Below are 18,212 nucleotides of genomic sequence, written 5' to 3'. Positions count from 1 at the left end.
AAAACATACGGGAGGGAATCAAAAATGAGGAAAAAGGATTGCATTGCTATGCTGCTTGCGGGCGGAGAGGGACGGAGATTATCACCGCTGACAGCCAAGCAGGCCAAACCGGCCGTGCCATTCGGTGGACGTTACCGAATTATCGATTTTCCTCTAAGTAATTGTGCGAATTCCGGCATCGATACGGTTGGCGTGCTGACTCAATATGAAGCCGAGTCACTCCACAATCATATCGGGGAAGGCGATCCCTGGAGGTTGCCACATACGGAAGACGGCGGAATCACCCTGCTCCCCCCATCCCGATGCGGTACGGAAGCCTATGCGGGCACAGCGGACGCCATTTTCAAGAACATGGCCTTTGTCGATAGTCATTCTCCCAAGCATGTGTTAATCCTGTCCGGAGACCATATCTATCATATGAACTATCGGCGTATGCTTGACTTCCATCTCACTAGCCAGGCGAAAGCGACCATCTCGGTCATGCCGGTGCCTTGGGAAGAAGCCCATCGCTTTGGTGTGATGTCGATGGATGACCAGCACCGTATTACTGAGTTTGCAGAGAAGCCTGCCCAGCCTGCAAGCAATCTAGCTTCCATGGGAATTTACATGTTCGAGTGGGAGTATTTGAAGCAGCACTTAGCGGCAGATGCTGAGAATGCCCGGTCCAGCCATGACTTCGGCAAGGATGTCATCCCGAGCATGCTGAAGGGCAGCGAGCCGCTTTATGCCTACCAGTTCAATGGTTACTGGCGAGATGTAGGCACAGTACGCAGCCTGTGGGAAGCACATATGGACTTGCTGGAAAATCGCTCTTCCTCTTTGCTCCATCAAGAGGAATGGCCTATGCTGACAAGGGAATTAACGACTAGTCTTAGTCTGGTCAGAAGACGTAGCCTACAGCCCTCCTCTACGCTGATTCATGAACAATGCCTGCTTGACGGCCACGCGGAACGTTCGGTTGTATTCGCCGGTACAGAGATTGCCCGTAACGCCTGGGTGAAGGATAGTGTCGTCATGCCAGGCGCCAAGATCGGCAAGCATGCTCTTATCGAGAATGCAATTATAGGCGAAGGTGCCATCATTAAGGACGGAGCCGTAATCAAGGGCATCGACGGCGAGATTGCTGTAGTAGGACCAGGTGAAATTGTAGCGGCTAAGCCCGCCTTGCGGCCACAGCCCTCCCGGCTGCTGCAGGAGGTTTATGATAACGCTCCGCGTCTGCGCGCCGAGGGATTACTCTCTTGAGCACCCGCTTTAAATGAACGGATAGCTTGAACGACAAAAAAGAGCGGTGCGGAACGAATCTGATCTCATGATTCGTTCCTGCACCGCTCTTGTTCATTCCGGGTTGCTCTCGTCTATAAAATGATTGTTACCCTCAGCAAGGTCCAGCAGTGGCAAAGTGACCGAGACTTTGGTACCAACCCCAAGCTCACTATGAATCTCCATCTCACCCTGATGCAACTCCACGAGTTGCTGGCTGATGGCCAGACCCAGCCCTGTACCGCCTCCCTGATGATTAACCTGGAAGAAGCGGTCTTTGACCTTATTCAAGTATTCCTCACTGATGCCGATCCCCGTATCGATGACCTCCACCAAAGCCTTACCGTCTTCCTTGCGACTGATCACCAGATGAATCCAGCTTTGTTCATGGGAGAATTTGATGGCATTGTCAACCACGTTCAGAAAGACCTGCTTCAACCGATTGCCGTCACCATGGATGATCACTTGACCTTCCGTCTTGTCCTCCAGCTTCAATTGAATTTGCTTCTGCTCCGCCTTCGCCCAAACATTAAGCATCGTTTCCTGAAGCAATTCCTTGAGATTGACCTCGCCAATGACCAGCTTCATCTCATTTTGCTGCAGCTTCGAGAAGTCGAGGATTTCCTCAACCAGACCGATCAGACGATCGGTTTCCTTCGCGATAATGCCCATGCCGATCTTGGTCTCCTCAGGATCAAAGCCACCGGAGGTTAAGGTCTCACTCCAACCCTTGATACCGGTGAGTGGCGTTCTTAGCTCATGGGAGATCGACGAAATAAAATCATCCTTGATCTGATTGCTTCGCACGATTTCCTCAGCCATATAATTAAGTGTGGAAGCCAATTCACCCAGCTCGTATTTGTAACTGCCCTTAATCCTCGCATCAAACCTGCCCCGAGCCATCTGCGCAGATACATCACGAATATTATTAATGGGCTTAACAATGGAGTTGGCCAACCCAATACTGAATAACGTAACCAGGGCGAGAACCGCACTGGCTACCCCAATGGACAGCAGGGTAAGGTTCAACAGCTTGGAGTTCACCTGCTCCATGGAGGTCACATAACGAACGATGTATTGCGTCTCTCCCTGGAACTGGAGCGGGCGCGACACGGCCATAACCGGTTCCCCGGTTGCCGGCTGGCGGCCAACCCACTTCCCCACACTGCCGGCTACAGCCTGTGGAACGTCGCTCGTTTGGATGGCTTTATCGGCTTGGAACGGATTGGTGCTGGCCTTGACCTCACCTTTCCGATCCAGAATCATCAGTTCCGTATTGTCCAGTTCGAAGGTACGCAGCATTTGCGTAAAGTAATCAGGGTCCCGCTCGGCATTCAAGCGTACAAATTTCTCAAAGTAATCCGAGGCCCAGATCGAATGATTCGACATATGATTATAAATCGCGTCGTAATAATACATGCGAATGGCCAGCGTAAAGATGCCTTCGATCATGAACAAAGTAACGAATACGACGATGAAATAATGTAATACAATTTGCCGGCCAATCCCTTTCTTAATCATTGCCCCTCGCCCTTCCACTTATAGCCGTGTCCCCACACGGTTTGCAGAAAGGCCGGTTCGGACGGGTTATTCTCAATTTTTTGCCGCAATCGGCGAATGTTGACGTCCACGATTTTCGGGTCGCCCATATATTCCTTGCCCCATACATGATCCAGCAAGAGATCCCGGCTTAGCGGGGTGTTCTCGTTCTCCAAGAAATACTGAATCAGTGAAAATTCCGTAGGGGTAAGCTCAATCATCTGACCCCCGCGTTTAAATTGCTTGGAGATCAAATCCAGTGAGAACGGGCCTGAACTGAACGTTACCTTGGCGGTGCCTTCGCGGTACACATTCACGCGACGCAACAACGACTGGATTCGCGCAATCAACTCCGTAGGGCTGAACGGCTTGCTCACATGATCGTCCGCACCTACGGAAAGAGCATACACCTTGTCCTGCTCCTGAACCTTGGCTGTCAGAAATATAATTCCAATTCGTTCATTGGTCTCCCGGATACGTCGACAGACCTCAAATCCGTCGATACCAGGCACCATAACGTCCAGCAGCGCAATGTCAATATCCGGCACGCTTTGCAGCTTACTTAGCGCCTCATGACCGTCTGCGGCCTCCAGAACATCGAACCCGTTGCGTTTCAGATTAATCACGATAAAACTACGGATGGACTCTTCATCCTCCAAAATTAATACCTTACTCAATGTTAAAGCCCCCTCTTTTCCAATGGACCCAAGTTAACGCTTAATTTCGGTTTCGCCTTTATTCACCTTCAAGTCCGTATGACTGATAAACCCGATTACTCTGTCAGCGTCTCGTGCCAGCAGTTCCCAATCCGCCTTGTTACGCTCCCATTCCGCTAAGGAGAAGAAGCGAATCTCTGCCACTGTCTCGTTGGTATCTACTTTGACGAACCAGAGATGTTCGTTCTTGTTGGACTTTGTATCGATCGTAACCGTGCCTCGCCATTCCTTCGGGAAGTTGAAATAGAATCGCCCGGACATATCCATGTACTGCTGCATCATGAATTTAAGGCCTTGCGCTTCATCCCACTGATAATAAGAGAACAACCAGGGAATTTCATCGAATGAAATATATTCCCAGCCCTTGGGCTTCTCCAGCATCCCGATCTCCAGCACTCCGTCGTTGTTCACATCCCCGCTCATGATAGGATATCCCTTCAACGTCATGTCCTGGGAAGGCAACAGGTTAACAAGTTGACCGTCCTTCATGACGATGACCGTAGAGAATGCGGAATGGTTACCCACACTGGCATCAAGAATGAGCCCTTTCAGGTTCGGCGTAATATTGCCGCTAACGGCATTATAATATTCGCTGACCGGGTCATTTAGCTCCAGATGACTGAGCTCCTTAAATGAGTCCTCATACTGGTATGTGGTAACTGTCGCCAATTGGTCACGCTTCAGGTTAATGACCGTAAGATCAAGCTGATTGTCCTGGTTAAGATCATCGACCATAAAATAGCTGTACGGCAAGGCCAATACCTTCTCTACCTCTTCACCATCATAGGTATATACGGTCAAGCCCTTCTGAAGTTCCTCCGAGCCGCTGGAGAAGCCGGCAATGATATCGAGCTTCCCGTCACCCGTAACATCCAGCAGGTCAAAGGTCTCCAACACCTGGCCTTCCCCATCGAACCTGGCTCTAAGCACCCAGGAATCGCCCTGTTGCTGCAGAATCATGCCGTGGATGCGTACCGCTTCCTCCGGCGTCTCGTAAAATACCACCGCTTCCATGACACCGTCATTGTTCAAGTCCAGCGTACGAATAGAGCTATTGTTGCGGATATCGCGCGGCGAAATAATCTCTCCGCCCTTCAGCTCTCCCTTAATAATGCTGATTAGCGATGCCTTATCCGAGGAGAGTTGCGGCGTCTCCATCATGGATTTGGGATCACTTATAAAATTGCATCCGCTCAGCACAAGCAGCAATAACAGCCCGGCCAAAGCAGGAAACCATCTTGTTATCATCAATGCTATCACTCATTTCATGCCAAATCGATTTGGCGTTTCTCCTCCGCGGTCAAACGGCGTCCATAAACGTCAAGTTCCAGTGTCCCCTCATGAATACCCCAAATACGTGTGCAATACCGTTCGGCCAGCTCCAGTGGTAAAGCCACGACCACCATTTTGTCCTGCGTGGTACAAAGCTCCTTGAGTGTATTCAGCACATGTTCGGCCGATTTGGGATCAAGCCCGATCACAGGCTCGTCCGCTGCTATGAAGTTGGCTCCATGAGCCATAGCCCGGCAGATAGCCACCCGTTGCCGTTCTCCCCCACTCAGCTTGCTAGCCTTGACATGGGCCTTGTCCAGTAGGCCGTATTTCTCCAATTCATCCATTGCGCCCATGTAATCATCCGAGCGGACCATGCCCGTTAGACGGCGAAGAAGTGGCGTTTGGCCCACTTGTCCGATAAGAACATTCTTCAAGGCCGTCTTCTCGGGATACAAAGATGGCGGTTGCTCCAGATAAGCACACTTAGAGCGGTATTTCGAAGTTCCAGCGCCTCCACCTTCTAGCACCTTCTGGCCACTCCAGGTATAATCGCCACGATTCCAGCGTTCGCGCAGTGCCAGGCAACGCAGCAGCATACTCTTGCCACTACCGCTGGCTCCCACTACGCCAATCATTTCTCCGGTGCTAAACTGGACGGAAATGTCACGAAGCACCTTTTTCTTATTCCCATCCACTGATTTGTGTAAGTGGTTAATTCTGATCATAGTCCGATTTCTCCTTTTGAACACGTACTTAGCTTGAAGCCATACGAATCCTTTATCCTCTAGTTTATTGGAAAAACCATTTAAAATCCATTACAGCCTGTTCACATTTGCACTTTTTTTGTCTGGTTCCCCCAAAATGCAAAGCCCAGCAGGGAAAATAGAACGTACGCCGCTCCTAAAAATACGAACAAAAGTGGGGCTGCTCCCCATTGCATAGCCATTCCGCCCAGGTTAGGCCCGGCGATGCTGCCAAAGTTAAAATGAAACGAAGCAATAACATTCGCCACTGGCAATAAGTGCCTTGGCAGCAAATCAGCCGCATAAGCGAGCCCCAGGGAGAAGAAGGAGCCTACCAGGCCTCCTGCGCCCATGAATAAAAGTAGTAGGGCAACAAAATGATTGCCAGCCAGCGGGACCGCCATAAACAGAACCCCTCCGGCCAGACCAGCCGTCATCAGCACTTTCTTTCGTCCAAAACGATCACTCAATAGGCCCAGCGGCAATTGCAGGAGCAGTCCGCCGATACCGAAGAACGGCAACAAGGAGGAGATGTCCTCGCTGCTCAGCCCGGAGCGCAAACCATATATCGGAAAATTGCTATTCATAGAAGCTTCCATATAGCCATACAGGAGTGCAGGAATCAGGGCAAACCAAGCCAGGCGGTAGATGTGCAGCACTTGCCGTGGGGCCCCCGCCTCCTCCTTCGAGCCAAGGTTGTCAGGAGATTGATTAGGCAGAAATACCACTACCAACACAACCATCACAAGAAAGAGCACGCTCAGAATGACAAACGGGATGGCCTGTCCATAGGACAACAGCCTGATCCCGAGCGGACCGATGCTGAAGCCTAATCCGTACGACATGCCATATAACGAAATATTGCGCCCCCGCTTCTCGGGTGGGGATAACAGTAACATCCACAATTGGGAGGTAAAGTGAATCGCGCTATCTCCAATTCCCACAAGAATACGCAGGACTAGCCAAATTCGCACATCTGCCACAAGTGGAAACAAAGGCAATGCGACCATCACCAGCACCACTCCGGACAATAGTAGCTTCTTGAATCCGGTGCGGCGCAGCAGGCGCTCAGCTACAAGTGACATAGCGAATGAGCCGACGTAAAGCGCGGCGGCATGTAAGCCGTTAACAGATGAAGATACTCCCCGTTGCTCCATAAAAATAGATAAAACCGGGAGCAATAGCCCTTGGCTAAGCCCGGCAATAATGATGACGCCAATAAGAATGACGGTAGGTGAAAAGATAGGTTTTAAGTAAGACGATGTTGTTTTCAATAGTAACGCTCCTTTAATATAACCCCTCACTTGCATAATCCTTCAACATTATAGTGGACAACCCCTCGCCAAACAAGCATAATAAGTCTGAATGCAACGATTATTGGGAGGTTTATGATCATGGCCTATGACGTGAAAGTAGATGTCTCTCCGGTCTACGAACTCATCAGCAGCTTTATGATATATACGACGCGCAAATGGGTGAGCAGCCTGGATGTGGGTGCCGAATGGATTACCGATATTGAACAGCGATTCACACCGGAGCAACGGCAGCAATTTGCCGAGGCGGCGCAATATCCGCTAACGGATTATGATGTGCTCTTCGCCTGGACCTTGGGTCGCCAGGACGGTGACGAGGTAACTCCTTTTTTGAACGAATTGGCACAAATTGATGCCGAGACGCTTTACGCACGAACAAATTCCTACATTCCCTCTGTGAGTAATGATACTATTGGCCGAATTCGCAGTAGTTATATTCCGCTACTGAAGGTATGGAATCAGCTTTATTTTCGGGAAGTAGAGCAGCGGCTTGTCTCCTTGCTACAAGAAGATTTTGACGAAAAAAGTACCCTGCTGCAAAAAATGGACGCCGACGCGCTCATCGAATATGCATCCGGGGGGCTGGTGCTGGAGCCACTTAAGCCCATTACAGAGGTCGTATTATGCCCTTCTATTCATTTCCGGCCGATCAATACATACGTCTTCTATGAAGGGGTTCTCTTCATTCAATATCCGCTTGATTTGCCTGAGCTTGACGAGGACGAGCCTCCGATGGTACTGAAGAGATTAACCCGGGCCTTGGCAGAGCCCCAGCGCTTGCGCTTGCTCCGCTGTGTAGCTGACAAGCCGAAGTCCATGCAGGAAATCATGCAGGACCTGGGCCAACCTCAGGAGCAACTTCTGCACGATCTGCTATTGCTTCGCGTAGCTGGCCTCTTACGTATCCATTTGCTAGCCCAGAACACGGAGAAATTCAGTATCCGCCCCGATGGTGCAGCAGAATTGCAGATGTTCCTTGAATCCTATATCCGGTTGTCATGAACCAATGGCAAAGATAGGTTACTTGCTTTAACCAAGCGCTTCTGCTTATGATAGGAACATACTTTATAGTGCGAGTTCAAACAACTCCGTCCTGGGAAGACGACTTTTTGAACATCCTCTTATAGACAAGCGTGCTTTGGATAAAGGAGTGACCTAATTATGAATTCAGCAACAACTCAACAGATTATATTTGATCTGGACGATACATTGGTACATTGTAACAAGTATTTTGAACTCATCCTTGAACAATTTGCCGATATGCTTACGGACTGGTTCAAGCCAAGTGGCATTACTGTGGCGGAAATCCGTGACAAACAAACGGAAATTGACGTAGCCGGGGTGCATCAGATCGGCTTCGCCAGTATCCACTTTCCCGAATCACTGATCGATACGTATCGCTATTTCAGCAAGACTACGGGCCGTCAGCTCCAGGCTCAGGAGGAAGCCCTGCTCATGAAGCTGGGCCTCAGCGTATACGAGCTGCCGATTGAGCCTTATCCTGGTATGGTCGAGACGCTGAATCTGCTGCGTAGTCAAGGCCACGAACTCCACCTCTATACGGGAGGAGAATCCGTGATTCAGCAACGCAAGATTGACCAAATGAAGTTAAGCGACTATTTTCAGGACCGGATTTATATCCGCCGTCATAAGAATGCAGAAGCCTTGGAGGACATTTTGCGATCCCGTCCCTTTGACCGTTCCCGGACCTGGATGGTAGGCAACAGCTTGCGTACAGATATCACCCCGGCGCTGACCGCCGGCATCGGAGCCATCCATATTCAAATTCCTAATGAATGGCTGTACAACATTGTTGAATTACAACAAGGCGCTAATCTTCAAATATATACCGTCTCTTCTTTGGAGGAAGTTCCGCGCGTTATTTTCGACCATGTTCATCAAGTACAACAGCAACAACAGACCTTGTAGGGTCGGTTGTTGCTGTTTTTTTGCTTAATTGCTATCCGCTTCAAGTAACTCCAGCTTGCCCGTGGCTCGGTCAGACAGCACCATTCGTGCCTTCACCTCTCCACCCGCCTGCTTGAAGGTCAGCAATTGAGTCTGCCCCTTGGCAAGCAAGGCGTTGAGCATCGATTGGGACACCTTCTTACCCTGGAATTCCTTCCAGATGACGAAGCCACAGCCTTGCTTGTAATGGGTGCAGCCGTAGCCCTTGCGGCCCTCAATCAATTGACCACCGCAACCCTCGCGTGGGCAAGGGGCCAAGGGCTGGAGTGAACTAGCGCTCTTGGCCTTCGCCGCCGTGGCTGTCGCCCGTGAGCCCGTAGAAGCGCCACCTGCGCTCCTGGAGGCTCTCCCCAGGCCGCTGGCATTGCTGCTTCTACCGCCGCGATTGGCACCCTTCTCCGCTTCCTCTGTACCGAACACAGAAGCGTCCGCCTTTTGCTGTGTCCTTACTTTATCAATAATGGAAAGCGTAAAGCGGCGGACATTATCCATAAACTTCTCGCGGGCAGCTTCACCCTTGGAGATTTGATACAACCGTCGTTCCCACTGTCCGGTCATTTCCGGCGAGGTCAACAATTCAACCCCGGCATGGCGAATGAGTTCCACTGCTGCTCGTCCCTTTTGAGTCACCGTGATTCTCTTCCCTTGCATCGTAATGTATCCAACCTTCTTCAACCGTTCGATGGTAGCCGCTCGCGTGGCCGGAGTGCCAAGACCCGCATCCTTCATCACTTCACGTAATTCCTCATTCTCAAGCTGCTTGCCTGCACTTTCCATCGCTTTCAGCAAAGTACCTTCAGTGTAATGCTTGGGCGGCTGCGTGGCCTTCTCCTTCGCCTGAGCATCGATACATTGAACGGGCAAGCTGCGATCAATATGAAAAGGTACGTCCGTCAATTCCTCGGCATCCTCTTCCTCGTCCTTTTTCTTCCCTTTTCCACGGCTGGACTTGGCCCCATCATCACCCGGCAAGCAGACCTTCCAGCCCAGAGAGAGCAATTCCTTCACATTCGTCTTGAACGTTTCACCCTCAACTTCGGTTAGAACCGTATGTTGCTTATACTCGGCCGCAGGATAGAAATGAGACAGGAAACGCCGAATGACCAGATCATAAACATTCTGCTCCTCCTTGCTCAAAGTTCCCGGCCTTCTCAGCGTAGGGAGAATGGCATGGTGATCCTCGACCCGGGACGGATTGCAGACCGCCTTGTTGCCGATATGCACGAGCTTGGGGTTCCCCCCTTCCGCAAGCTGTTTGTAGCCGGAAGACTTCAGCATATGAAGCACCTTATGCATACCGTCGATATTCTGCTCGGTGACATAGTTAGAGCTTGTTCGCGGATAAGAGATTACCTTATGCCGCTCATAAAGCGCCTGCGCAATGTCCAGCGTCTTCTTGGCCGAATAGCCGTATTTGGCGTTCGACTCCCGTTGCAGCAGGGTCAAATCGTATAGCTTATAAGGATACTCTTTGGTATCCTTAACCTCGTATTCGGTAATCCGTCCCGGGTTCCCTTTTACCTTCTCGGCAATGGCTGCGGCCTTTTCTCCATCTGTCAGCCGTTCCCCTTGCCAGCTTCCTGTATATTTACGGGTCTCCTGCTCAAACTCCGCCTTAATCTCATAGTAAGTCAGAGAATCAAAGTTCTCGATTTCCTTCTGCCGATCATAGATCAAAGCCAGGACCGGGGTCTGTACCCGACCCACGGACAGCAGTGTACGGTGCTTGGTCGTAAACGCCCGCGTGGCGTTCATACCGATGAGCCAATCCGCTTCGCTGCGTGCTCTGGCGGCCATCGTTAAATTGTCGAACTCCGAAGCATCATACAACTCGGCGAAGCCTTTGGCTATACTTTCGCTGGTCAGGTCTGAAATCCACAAGCGTTTGACAGGTTGGGACAACTTCAACTGTTGCTGAATCAAGGCGAAAATATATTGCCCCTCCCTGGCGGCATCACAGGCGTTAACAATGGCACTACAGCGTTTGGCCAAATCACCGATGATCTTCAATTGATCTTTGGTTCTCGGGTTAGGCACAATTTTGAAGCTTTCAGGTAAAATGGGCAAGTCGCCGAAATTCCAGCGCTTGTACTTATCATCGTAAGCATCCGGCTCAGCCAGCTCCAGCAAATGGCCGATCGCCCAAGTAATAATATACCGTTCCCCCTCCAGGTAAGAGCGGTTGTTTTTTGCTTTGGGTTCAATCACCGCAGCAATCGTTCGTCCCATATCCGGTTTCTCGGCAATAACGAGCGTCTTCATGCTTCCATAGTCCCTCTTTCGTTTGTTGCTATGCTTCCATATCCGAAAAAAAAGAGCCGCGCTCTGCGCAGCTCCAGTAAGCTTTATTTGATTATAACACAATGCCCCAAAATGTTCCTGTAAATTACACCAGCACTGTCGAACCCATCAGATATTTATCTACTTCACGAGCCGCAGCCCGGCCCTCATTAATAGCCCATACTACTAGGCTTTGTCCCCGGCGCATATCTCCGGCAGCAAACACCTTGTCAACGTTCGTCTTGAACTGACCGTATTTAGCCTTGACATTGGTCCGGCGATCTCGGTCTAGACCTAACTGATCAACTAAGGTTGATTCAGGACCGTCGAATCCAATAGCAATCAAGGCCATCTGAGCCGGGAAGACCCGCTCGGTTCCTGGAATCGGTTGATACACCTTACGTCCGGTTTCATCCACGATCCGCTGAATTTGCACGGTATGCAATTCCTTTAAGTTCCCTTGCTCACCCCCAACAAAGCGCGTAGTCATAATGGAGAATTCCCGAGGATCGTTGCCAAATAATGCTTTCGCTTCCTCTTGAGCATAGTCCAGGGTGTAGACATTCGGAAATTGTGGCCAAGGATTGTTAAGTGCATCGCGCTCCAGTGGCGCTTGATTATGTGTGCCAAATTGCGTAATGCTGCGGCAACCGTGACGCAGAGCTGTGGCTACGCAGTCGGAGCCGGTATCACCGCCACCAATTACGATCACATCTTTGCCTTCTGCGGACAGATACTGCCCATCGGTAAGATTAGAATCCAGATAACTCTTGATCGTTCCATTAAGGAAAGGCATGGCGTAATGAACCCCATTCAATTGGCTGCCCTCAATATCAAATTGACGTGGCTTTGTTGCCCCACCGCATAATACAACGGCGTCAAACTCTTCAACCAATTGCTCCGCCTTGATATCTCTGCCAATTTCGGTGTTAGTTACAAACTTTACACCTTCTGCTGCGAGCAGATCGACGCGGCGCTGCACGACGTCCTTATCCAGCTTCATCGTTGGAATGCCGTACATCAGAAGGCCGCCGATCCGGTCAGACCGCTCATAGACAGTTACTTCATGTCCAGCTTTATTCAACTGTGCCGCGCAAGCCAAACCCGCAGGGCCGGAGCCAACAACGGCCACTTTGTGGCCTGTCCGTTTCTCCGGAGGCTCAGGAACAACCCAGCCCTCTTCAAAGCCCTTATCGATGATTGCCTGCTCGATTGTCTTAATGGTTACTGGCTGCCCGATCAGACCCACTGTACAGGAGCCTTCACAGGGTGCAGGACACACCCGGCCAGTAAACTCTGGAAAATTATTGGTCTTGTGCAGACGGTCCAAAGCGTCCTTCCACAAATCCCGGTAAATCAAGTTATTCCATTCCGGAATCAAATTGTGTACTGGACAACCCGATGTGCCGCCAAGCATATCAACGCCCACATGACAATAGGGTGTACCGCAGTCCATGCAGCGGGCCCCTTGGTTACGCAAGTCCTCATCGGACATATGTTTATGAAATTCTTCCCAGTCCTTCACCCGTTCGGACGGGCTCCGGTCACCGGGAAGTTCTCGTTTGAACTCCATGAATCCTGTTGGTGTAGACATTGATCAGTTCCCCCATCCGTAATCTAAGCATCCGTGTATCTAGATGTTAGCATTCGGGAAAACTGTTATTAATGGATTAATAATATGATAATTTGCACTTATCCTCATTTTATTAACGACGCGTGTAAGTTAAAAATCGGTAGTTGAAGGGGTTTTTCTCATCTTTGATCCCCTGCTCCTCATGGACTAATGCGAATTCATTCCAGTCAAAATGCGGGAAGAAAACATCCCCCTGAATATCTTCATCAATACGCGTCACCAGTAAACGGTCTGCTAACGGCAAGAAATGCTTGAAGACCCCCGCTCCGCCGATGACCATCAATTCTTCATCTACCGCAATCTTGCGCGCTTCCTCAATCGAATGCACAACCTCTGCCCCTTCGGCTACATAAGAGGTGTCACCCGTCAATACCACGCTATGCCGACCCGGAAGTGGCTTACTGCCCATCGATTCCCATGTTTTGCGTCCCATCAGCATCGTCTTGCCAATCGTTTGCGACTTGAAGAACTTGAGATCAGCAGGCAACCTCCATGGCAATTGGTTGTTCAGACCGATGGCACCATTGCTGGACATAGCCCATATAAGAGTAATTCCCACGTTCACCGCTCCCTTTCCCTTCAGCGCCGTGTTATACAGCTACCGTAGCTTTAATGGTTGGATGATGCTGATAATCGGTAAACTCAAAATCCTCGTAAACGTAATCGAAGATGGAGTCGGGCTTGCGCTTAATCACCAATTTTGGCAATGGATAAGGCTCCCGTTCCAGTTGAGTCTTGACTTGCTCTACATGATTGTTATAAATATGGACATCGCCACCAGACCAGATGAATTCTCCGACTCCCAGACCACACTGCTGCGCAATCATGTGGGTCAAGAGCGAATAGCTGGCAATGTTGAACGGCAGACCAAGAAATGTATCTACAGAACGCATCGTCAACATGCAGGACAATTTGCCGTCCGCCACGTAAAACTGAAATACGAAGTGACATGGTGGCAGCTTCATTTGATCCACCTCAGCCACATTCCAGGCACTAACAAGATGACGACGCGAATCAGGATTTTGTTTGATGGCTTCTACTACAGCAGCGATCTGATCAATCTTCCGGCCGTCAGGAGCCTCCCAGGAACGCCACTGCGAGCCGTAGACCGGGCCTAAATCGCCGTTCTCGTCTGCCCATTCGTCCCAGATACGGACTCCATTTTCTTTGAGATAAGCAATATTCGTATCGCCACGCAAGAACCACAGCAGCTCATGAACCACCGATTTCAAATGAACCCGTTTGGTCGTTACCAGCGGAAATCCTTCATTCAGATCAAAACGCAATTGTCGACCAAATACGGAACGTGTTCCGACCCCGGTGCGGTCTTCCTTCGAGGTTCCGTTATGTAGTACGTCTTCTAGTAAATCCAAGTAATTTCTCATTGTTCTCGAACACCCCGCTACCTTAATCTATTCCTTCCCTATTATAGCCACACTTGTCCATAATGAAAAGGACAGGTAGCGGGAGAAGAGATATTCCTGATCAAACATATGTTCCTCTTTCTATTGACATCCTTAGTATGGAAGGTTATAGTAAAAGAACCAAATCCAAATAGATTCGCGAGTGAAGCACCTCGCAAGATAAGCGATTTTTGAATCGTTTTCTTGCAGGTGCTTTTTTGCGTGTCTGCTGGGTTTCATTAAAAGTGTTAGGAGTGAGTGTAAATGAAGCATAAGTCAATGATACGCTTGAACGTGCTGTTTCTCAGCATACTGCTTCTCATGTCTGCACCAGAGGTCCAGGCCGCCAAAGGCGGAGAGACATGGGATACCGCCTTGAATAGTATCGACGCCCTGTATGACGGACTGACCACTGTGCAAGCCGGTGTCAAGCTGCAAAGTGCAGAAGTTACCGCCTTACGTAAGAGCAATAACGAGAGACTGTCCGCGATCAAAGTAAAAATCAAGGCCATTGACCAGCCGTTGATTACCCGTTTGACCCAGGAAAGTGAAGGACTGCAACGCAAGCATGCTTCCTTGCTGGACCAATATGCCGCTTTAGGCAAGCAGACTACAGCCGCCAGGAAGCGAAAGGACAAGAAAGCAGTAGATCTGCTTGAACTGAGGCGCAACAAGCTAAAGCCTTCGGCAACCGCGGCCTCTTCAGAGATCAAAGCGAAGAAGGCTGCACTTGCGGCCGCCAAAAAAGCCGCTGCATCCAAGGCCAAGATTGTCAAAGATGCCCTCGTACCTGTTCAGAATTTGAAGAAACAAATTACTGCCGAGAATAAGGTCATCGCCGCCGCTCGCAAACGGCTGACCGCGGCTGATAAGCGTTATAAATCCGCGGTCAAATCCGGTGATGCTGTATTGGCTATCGTTGAATTGAAGACGGTCTATGATCAGACCCGTCAGGTTCATACTTCCCTCAAGACGGTCAATGACTGGGAGAGCAAGATTGCTAAATCTCTTACCGCCGCCTCAGCCAAGCTACCATAGTAAGCTTTGTACGCACCCAATTAAATAATCCTTACTTTTTCCGCCAGATGTAAACCTGGGATGATCAGGAGATACAGTCTGGCGGATTTTATATATTGCTATATCGTAATATTAGGATATAATGATTTAAAGAACGAAAAGAGCTGAGGTGCTTGCTGTGAAGAACAATTTTAACACTTATCAAGAAGCGGCCGACATGCTAAAGGCACTTGCTCATCCGGTACGCCTTTGTATCGTCTGTGGTTTGTTGGATAAAGAACAATGCAATGTATCCTACATGCAGGAATGTCTGGACTTGCCTCAATCTACAGTATCCCAGCATTTGCAAAAGTTACGAAACCTGGGTATTGTCGCCGCGGAGCGAAACGGGTTGGAGGTCAACTATCGTCTTGCCAACAAGAAAGTAGCAAAGCTTATACACGCTTTATTAGAGGAGGAACACGGATGAGTAAGAAGGTTCTTATTGTAGGAGGGGTCGCTGGCGGAGCTTCTGCGGCGACCAGACTGCGGAGGCTGGACGAAAATGCCCAAATTATTATATTTGAACGCGGTCCATACATCTCATTTGCCAATTGCGGGCTTCCTTATTACATTGGGGACACCATTCAAGAGCGTTCGAAACTCCTTGTCCAGTCCCCTGAAGGAATGCAGCAGCGCTTCTACATTGACGTGCGAACAGAAACAGAAGTCATCGGTATCGATCCGGTGAACAAAACGATTCAAGTACTTAGCAAAGGACACGACGAGTATGCCGAGAGTTATGATGCTCTCATCCTCTCCCCCGGTGCCCGGCCATTCCGGCCAGATCTGCCGGGAATTGAAAGCAAGCATATTTATAGCTTGCGGAATATTCCTGATACAGACCGAATCAAACAACGGGTAACTACGCAAGGCGCTTCATCCGCCATTGTCATCGGTGGTGGTTTTATCGGGGTTGAAATGGCCGAGAATCTACGTGATCTTGGACTTCAAGTCACCCTCATTGAGGGAGGCACACAAATTCTGCCTCCCTTCGATAGCGAAATAGCGGGTATGCTCGCCAAAGAAATGGAGGAACAAGGCATTACCCTTTTGATGGAGCAAACCGTGAGCCGCTTTGCTGATTTGGCTGATGGCATAGAGGTTTTTACCTCCCAAGGGAAGGCAATACGTGCTGATCTGGCCATTATGGCTATCGGTGTAACTCCTGATACTGAATTCCTTAAGGGCTCAGGGCTGGAACTGGGACAACGTGGGCATATCATTGTTAATGAGCGGATGCAAACCAATGTCGAGGGCATTTATGCTGTAGGTGATGCCGTGGAGATAACGGACTTCATCAATGGAAGCCGAACAGCCATTCCGTTAGCAGGGCCGGCGAATAAGCAGGGACGCATCGCTGCCGATAACCTCGCTGGATTAAATAGCACTTACCCCGGGACACAAGGCACCTCCATTATCAAGGTATTTGGACTCACAGGGGCGGCTACCGGAAATAATGAAAAAACACTACAACGTCTCGGCATACCGTATCAAACCACGGTTATCCATCCTTTGTCTCATGCTGGGTACTACCCTGGTGCCACTCCCATATCCATTAAGCTCCTCTTCTGTAAAGATGGCAAAGTGCTAGGTGCCCAAGCAGTTGGCTATAACGGCGTAGATAAGCGAATTGATGATATTGCCGCCGTGATTCATTTTCAAGGAACCGTGACCGATTTAGCCGAGCTAGAATTAGCCTATGCTCCTCCCTACTCCTCGGCTAAAGATCCCGTGAACATGGCTGGATATACCGCAGAGAATATTCTAGCAGGACGTACCCGAACCTTTGTCCCTAGGGATTTGCAGGAAAGGAATATGCAGTCCACGATGCTGGTTGATGTTCGCTCTAAACTAGAGCATGCCAATGGTCATATTCCCGGTTCACTGCTCATCCCTGTTGACGAGTTGCGTCTTCGTCTAGATGAATTGGATTCGAGTAAGGAGATTTGGGTCTACTGCCAGGTCGGACTGCGTGGATATACCGCCTCATGCATTCTGCAACAGAAAGGATACCAGGTCCGCAATTTGACTGGCGGCTACAAGTATTACCAACTGTGCGCCTATAAGCCGGGCAAGCTCATAGATTTAGACCAGTCGATGCATTCAGAAATCGCCGCTGGAGCCGAGCAAATTCACACCTCTCAGTCTTCGACCGAGTCTCCGCCCCATGCTGATGTGAAACTGGATGCTTGTGGCCTTAGTTGCCCCGGCCCGTTGATTCAGGTTAAACAGTCCATGGATGCACTGGCAGTCGGTCAGATCCTCCATGTTACTGCCTCTGATCCTGGCTTTTATGAGGACGTGCAGGCATGGGCAACCATGTCCAAACACCAATTGATTCAAGTACATCGGCAGGATAACGGTGTGATTGAGGCTTTTGTGTCCAAGGGTCTGCCCGAAAGCAATGTTCAAACAAACAGTTCACAGGCAACAATGCCCGAAGGCACTTCCATGATTGTGTTCAGCGGTGACTTGGATAAAGCAATAGCCTCCTTTATTATTGCCAATGGGGCTGCAGCTAGCGGCAAGAAGGTTACCTTGTTCTTTACCTTCTGGGGACTTAACATATTGCGCAAGCCAGCGAGTATCAAGGTAAATAAAAGCTTGATCGGCCGTATGTTTGGAGTGATGATGCCTCGTGGCAGCCGTAAGCTCCCGCTATCGCGAATGAATATGTTCGGTCTGGGCGCTAAAATGATTCGTGATGTCATGAAGCATAATCAGGTCTCTTCCTTGGAGGAACTGATGGACAGCGCTATGCGTCAAGGCGTTGAGATTGTAGCTTGCCAGATGTCCATGGATGTCATGGGACTTCGCAAGGAAGAATTGATCGATGGTGTCAAAATCGGTGGTGTAGGTTATTACTTAGGTAAAGCAGATCAATCGGGTATCAATCTGTTCATTTAAATTTCAGAGGCTCCTGGCATTATGGCAGGGGTCTTTTTATTTGCTTCCTGGATTCATGTATAATCGGTAATATAATCCTTAAACCTAGATTGACTCTACAAACCTAAAGGAGT

15 protein-coding genes are annotated in these 18,212 nt (G+C 49.7%); 6 read left to right on the top strand and 9 right to left on the bottom strand.

Going from position 1 to position 18,212, the window contains the following annotated elements; translation table 11 throughout:
- Positions 1-24 precede the first annotated feature (24 nt).
- Positions 25-1,245 carry a glucose-1-phosphate adenylyltransferase gene (locus AC1VOR_RS00305; RefSeq protein ID WP_482615010.1) on the top strand — a complete coding sequence of 407 codons (1,221 nt, stop codon included), beginning with the start codon at positions 25-27 and terminating at the stop codon, positions 1,243-1,245.
- Between the two features lie 93 nt (positions 1,246-1,338).
- Here AC1VOR_RS00305 and AC1VOR_RS00300 read toward each other — a convergent pair whose 3' ends face one another.
- From AC1VOR_RS00300 to AC1VOR_RS00280, 5 genes are all read right to left on the bottom strand, one after another.
- Entirely contained in the window at positions 1,339-2,784 is a 1,446-nt protein-coding gene (locus AC1VOR_RS00300; protein ID WP_482615008.1) for a sensor histidine kinase, read from the bottom strand.
- Positions 2,781-3,479: a response regulator transcription factor gene (locus AC1VOR_RS00295; protein ID WP_059053023.1), complete on the bottom strand. Its 699-nt coding sequence runs from the start codon at positions 3,477-3,479 to the stop codon at positions 2,781-2,783. The genes AC1VOR_RS00300 and AC1VOR_RS00295 overlap by 4 nt, the downstream gene beginning before the upstream one ends.
- A 33-nt stretch (positions 3,480-3,512) precedes the next feature.
- Positions 3,513-4,766 carry a hypothetical protein gene (locus tag AC1VOR_RS00290; RefSeq protein ID WP_482615006.1) on the bottom strand — a complete coding sequence of 418 codons (1,254 nt, stop codon included), beginning with the start codon at positions 4,764-4,766 and terminating at the stop codon, positions 3,513-3,515.
- A 17-nt stretch (positions 4,767-4,783) separates the two neighbouring features.
- Positions 4,784-5,518 carry a phosphonate ABC transporter ATP-binding protein gene (locus AC1VOR_RS00285; RefSeq protein ID WP_482615004.1) on the bottom strand — a complete coding sequence of 245 codons (735 nt, stop codon included), beginning with the start codon at positions 5,516-5,518 and terminating at the stop codon, positions 4,784-4,786.
- A 101-nt stretch (positions 5,519-5,619) separates the two neighbouring features.
- Positions 5,620-6,810 carry an MFS transporter gene (locus AC1VOR_RS00280; protein WP_482615003.1) on the bottom strand — a complete coding sequence of 397 codons (1,191 nt, stop codon included), beginning with the start codon at positions 6,808-6,810 and terminating at the stop codon, positions 5,620-5,622.
- A 120-nt stretch (positions 6,811-6,930) separates the two neighbouring features.
- Between AC1VOR_RS00280 and AC1VOR_RS00275 the strand changes: the two genes are divergently transcribed.
- Positions 6,931-7,851, top strand: a complete 921-nt coding sequence (locus AC1VOR_RS00275) for an ArsR family transcriptional regulator (RefSeq protein WP_482615002.1) — start codon at positions 6,931-6,933, stop codon at positions 7,849-7,851.
- Positions 7,852-8,010: 159 nt separating this feature from the next.
- The gene (locus AC1VOR_RS00270) at positions 8,011-8,778 is read left to right on the top strand and encodes an HAD family hydrolase (protein ID WP_482615000.1); all 768 of its coding nucleotides are present in this window, start codon (positions 8,011-8,013) and stop codon (positions 8,776-8,778) included.
- A gap of 24 nt (positions 8,779-8,802) precedes the next feature.
- Here the strand turns inward: AC1VOR_RS00270 and AC1VOR_RS00265 are convergent, their stop codons facing one another.
- From AC1VOR_RS00265 to thyA, 4 genes are all read right to left on the bottom strand, one after another.
- The gene (locus tag AC1VOR_RS00265) at positions 8,803-11,079 is read right to left on the bottom strand and encodes a type IA DNA topoisomerase (RefSeq protein ID WP_482614999.1); all 2,277 of its coding nucleotides are present in this window, start codon (positions 11,077-11,079) and stop codon (positions 8,803-8,805) included.
- Between the two features lie 124 nt (positions 11,080-11,203).
- A complete protein-coding gene (locus tag AC1VOR_RS00260; RefSeq protein WP_482614997.1) occupies positions 11,204-12,691 on the bottom strand; it encodes a glutamate synthase subunit beta in 1,488 nt (495 codons plus the stop codon).
- A gap of 112 nt (positions 12,692-12,803) precedes the next feature.
- Positions 12,804-13,289 (bottom strand): dihydrofolate reductase, encoded by a 486-nt coding sequence (locus tag AC1VOR_RS00255; protein ID WP_482614996.1) that lies wholly within the window; start codon positions 13,287-13,289, stop codon positions 12,804-12,806.
- 31 nt (positions 13,290-13,320) lie between these two features.
- Positions 13,321-14,115: a thymidylate synthase gene (gene thyA / locus AC1VOR_RS00250; RefSeq protein WP_482614994.1), complete on the bottom strand. Its 795-nt coding sequence runs from the start codon at positions 14,113-14,115 to the stop codon at positions 13,321-13,323.
- Between the two features lie 282 nt (positions 14,116-14,397).
- On the opposite strand from thyA, the gene AC1VOR_RS00245 reads away from it, so the two are divergent.
- The 3 genes from AC1VOR_RS00245 to AC1VOR_RS00235 all read left to right on the top strand — a co-directional run bounded on the left by AC1VOR_RS00245 (position 14,398) and on the right by AC1VOR_RS00235 (position 18,099).
- Positions 14,398-15,171 carry a hypothetical protein gene (locus AC1VOR_RS00245; protein ID WP_482614993.1) on the top strand — a complete coding sequence of 258 codons (774 nt, stop codon included), beginning with the start codon at positions 14,398-14,400 and terminating at the stop codon, positions 15,169-15,171.
- A 157-nt stretch (positions 15,172-15,328) separates the two neighbouring features.
- Positions 15,329-15,619, top strand: a complete 291-nt coding sequence (locus AC1VOR_RS00240) for an ArsR/SmtB family transcription factor (RefSeq protein WP_482614991.1) — start codon at positions 15,329-15,331, stop codon at positions 15,617-15,619.
- Entirely contained in the window at positions 15,616-18,099 is a 2,484-nt protein-coding gene (locus tag AC1VOR_RS00235; RefSeq protein WP_482614989.1) for an FAD-dependent oxidoreductase, read from the top strand. The genes AC1VOR_RS00240 and AC1VOR_RS00235 overlap by 4 nt, the downstream gene beginning before the upstream one ends.
- Positions 18,100-18,212 lie beyond the last annotated feature (113 nt).

This window comes from Paenibacillus sp. 1SOY10, from assembly GCF_056836745.1.
This window is presented reverse-complemented; position numbering and strand designations above follow the sequence as displayed.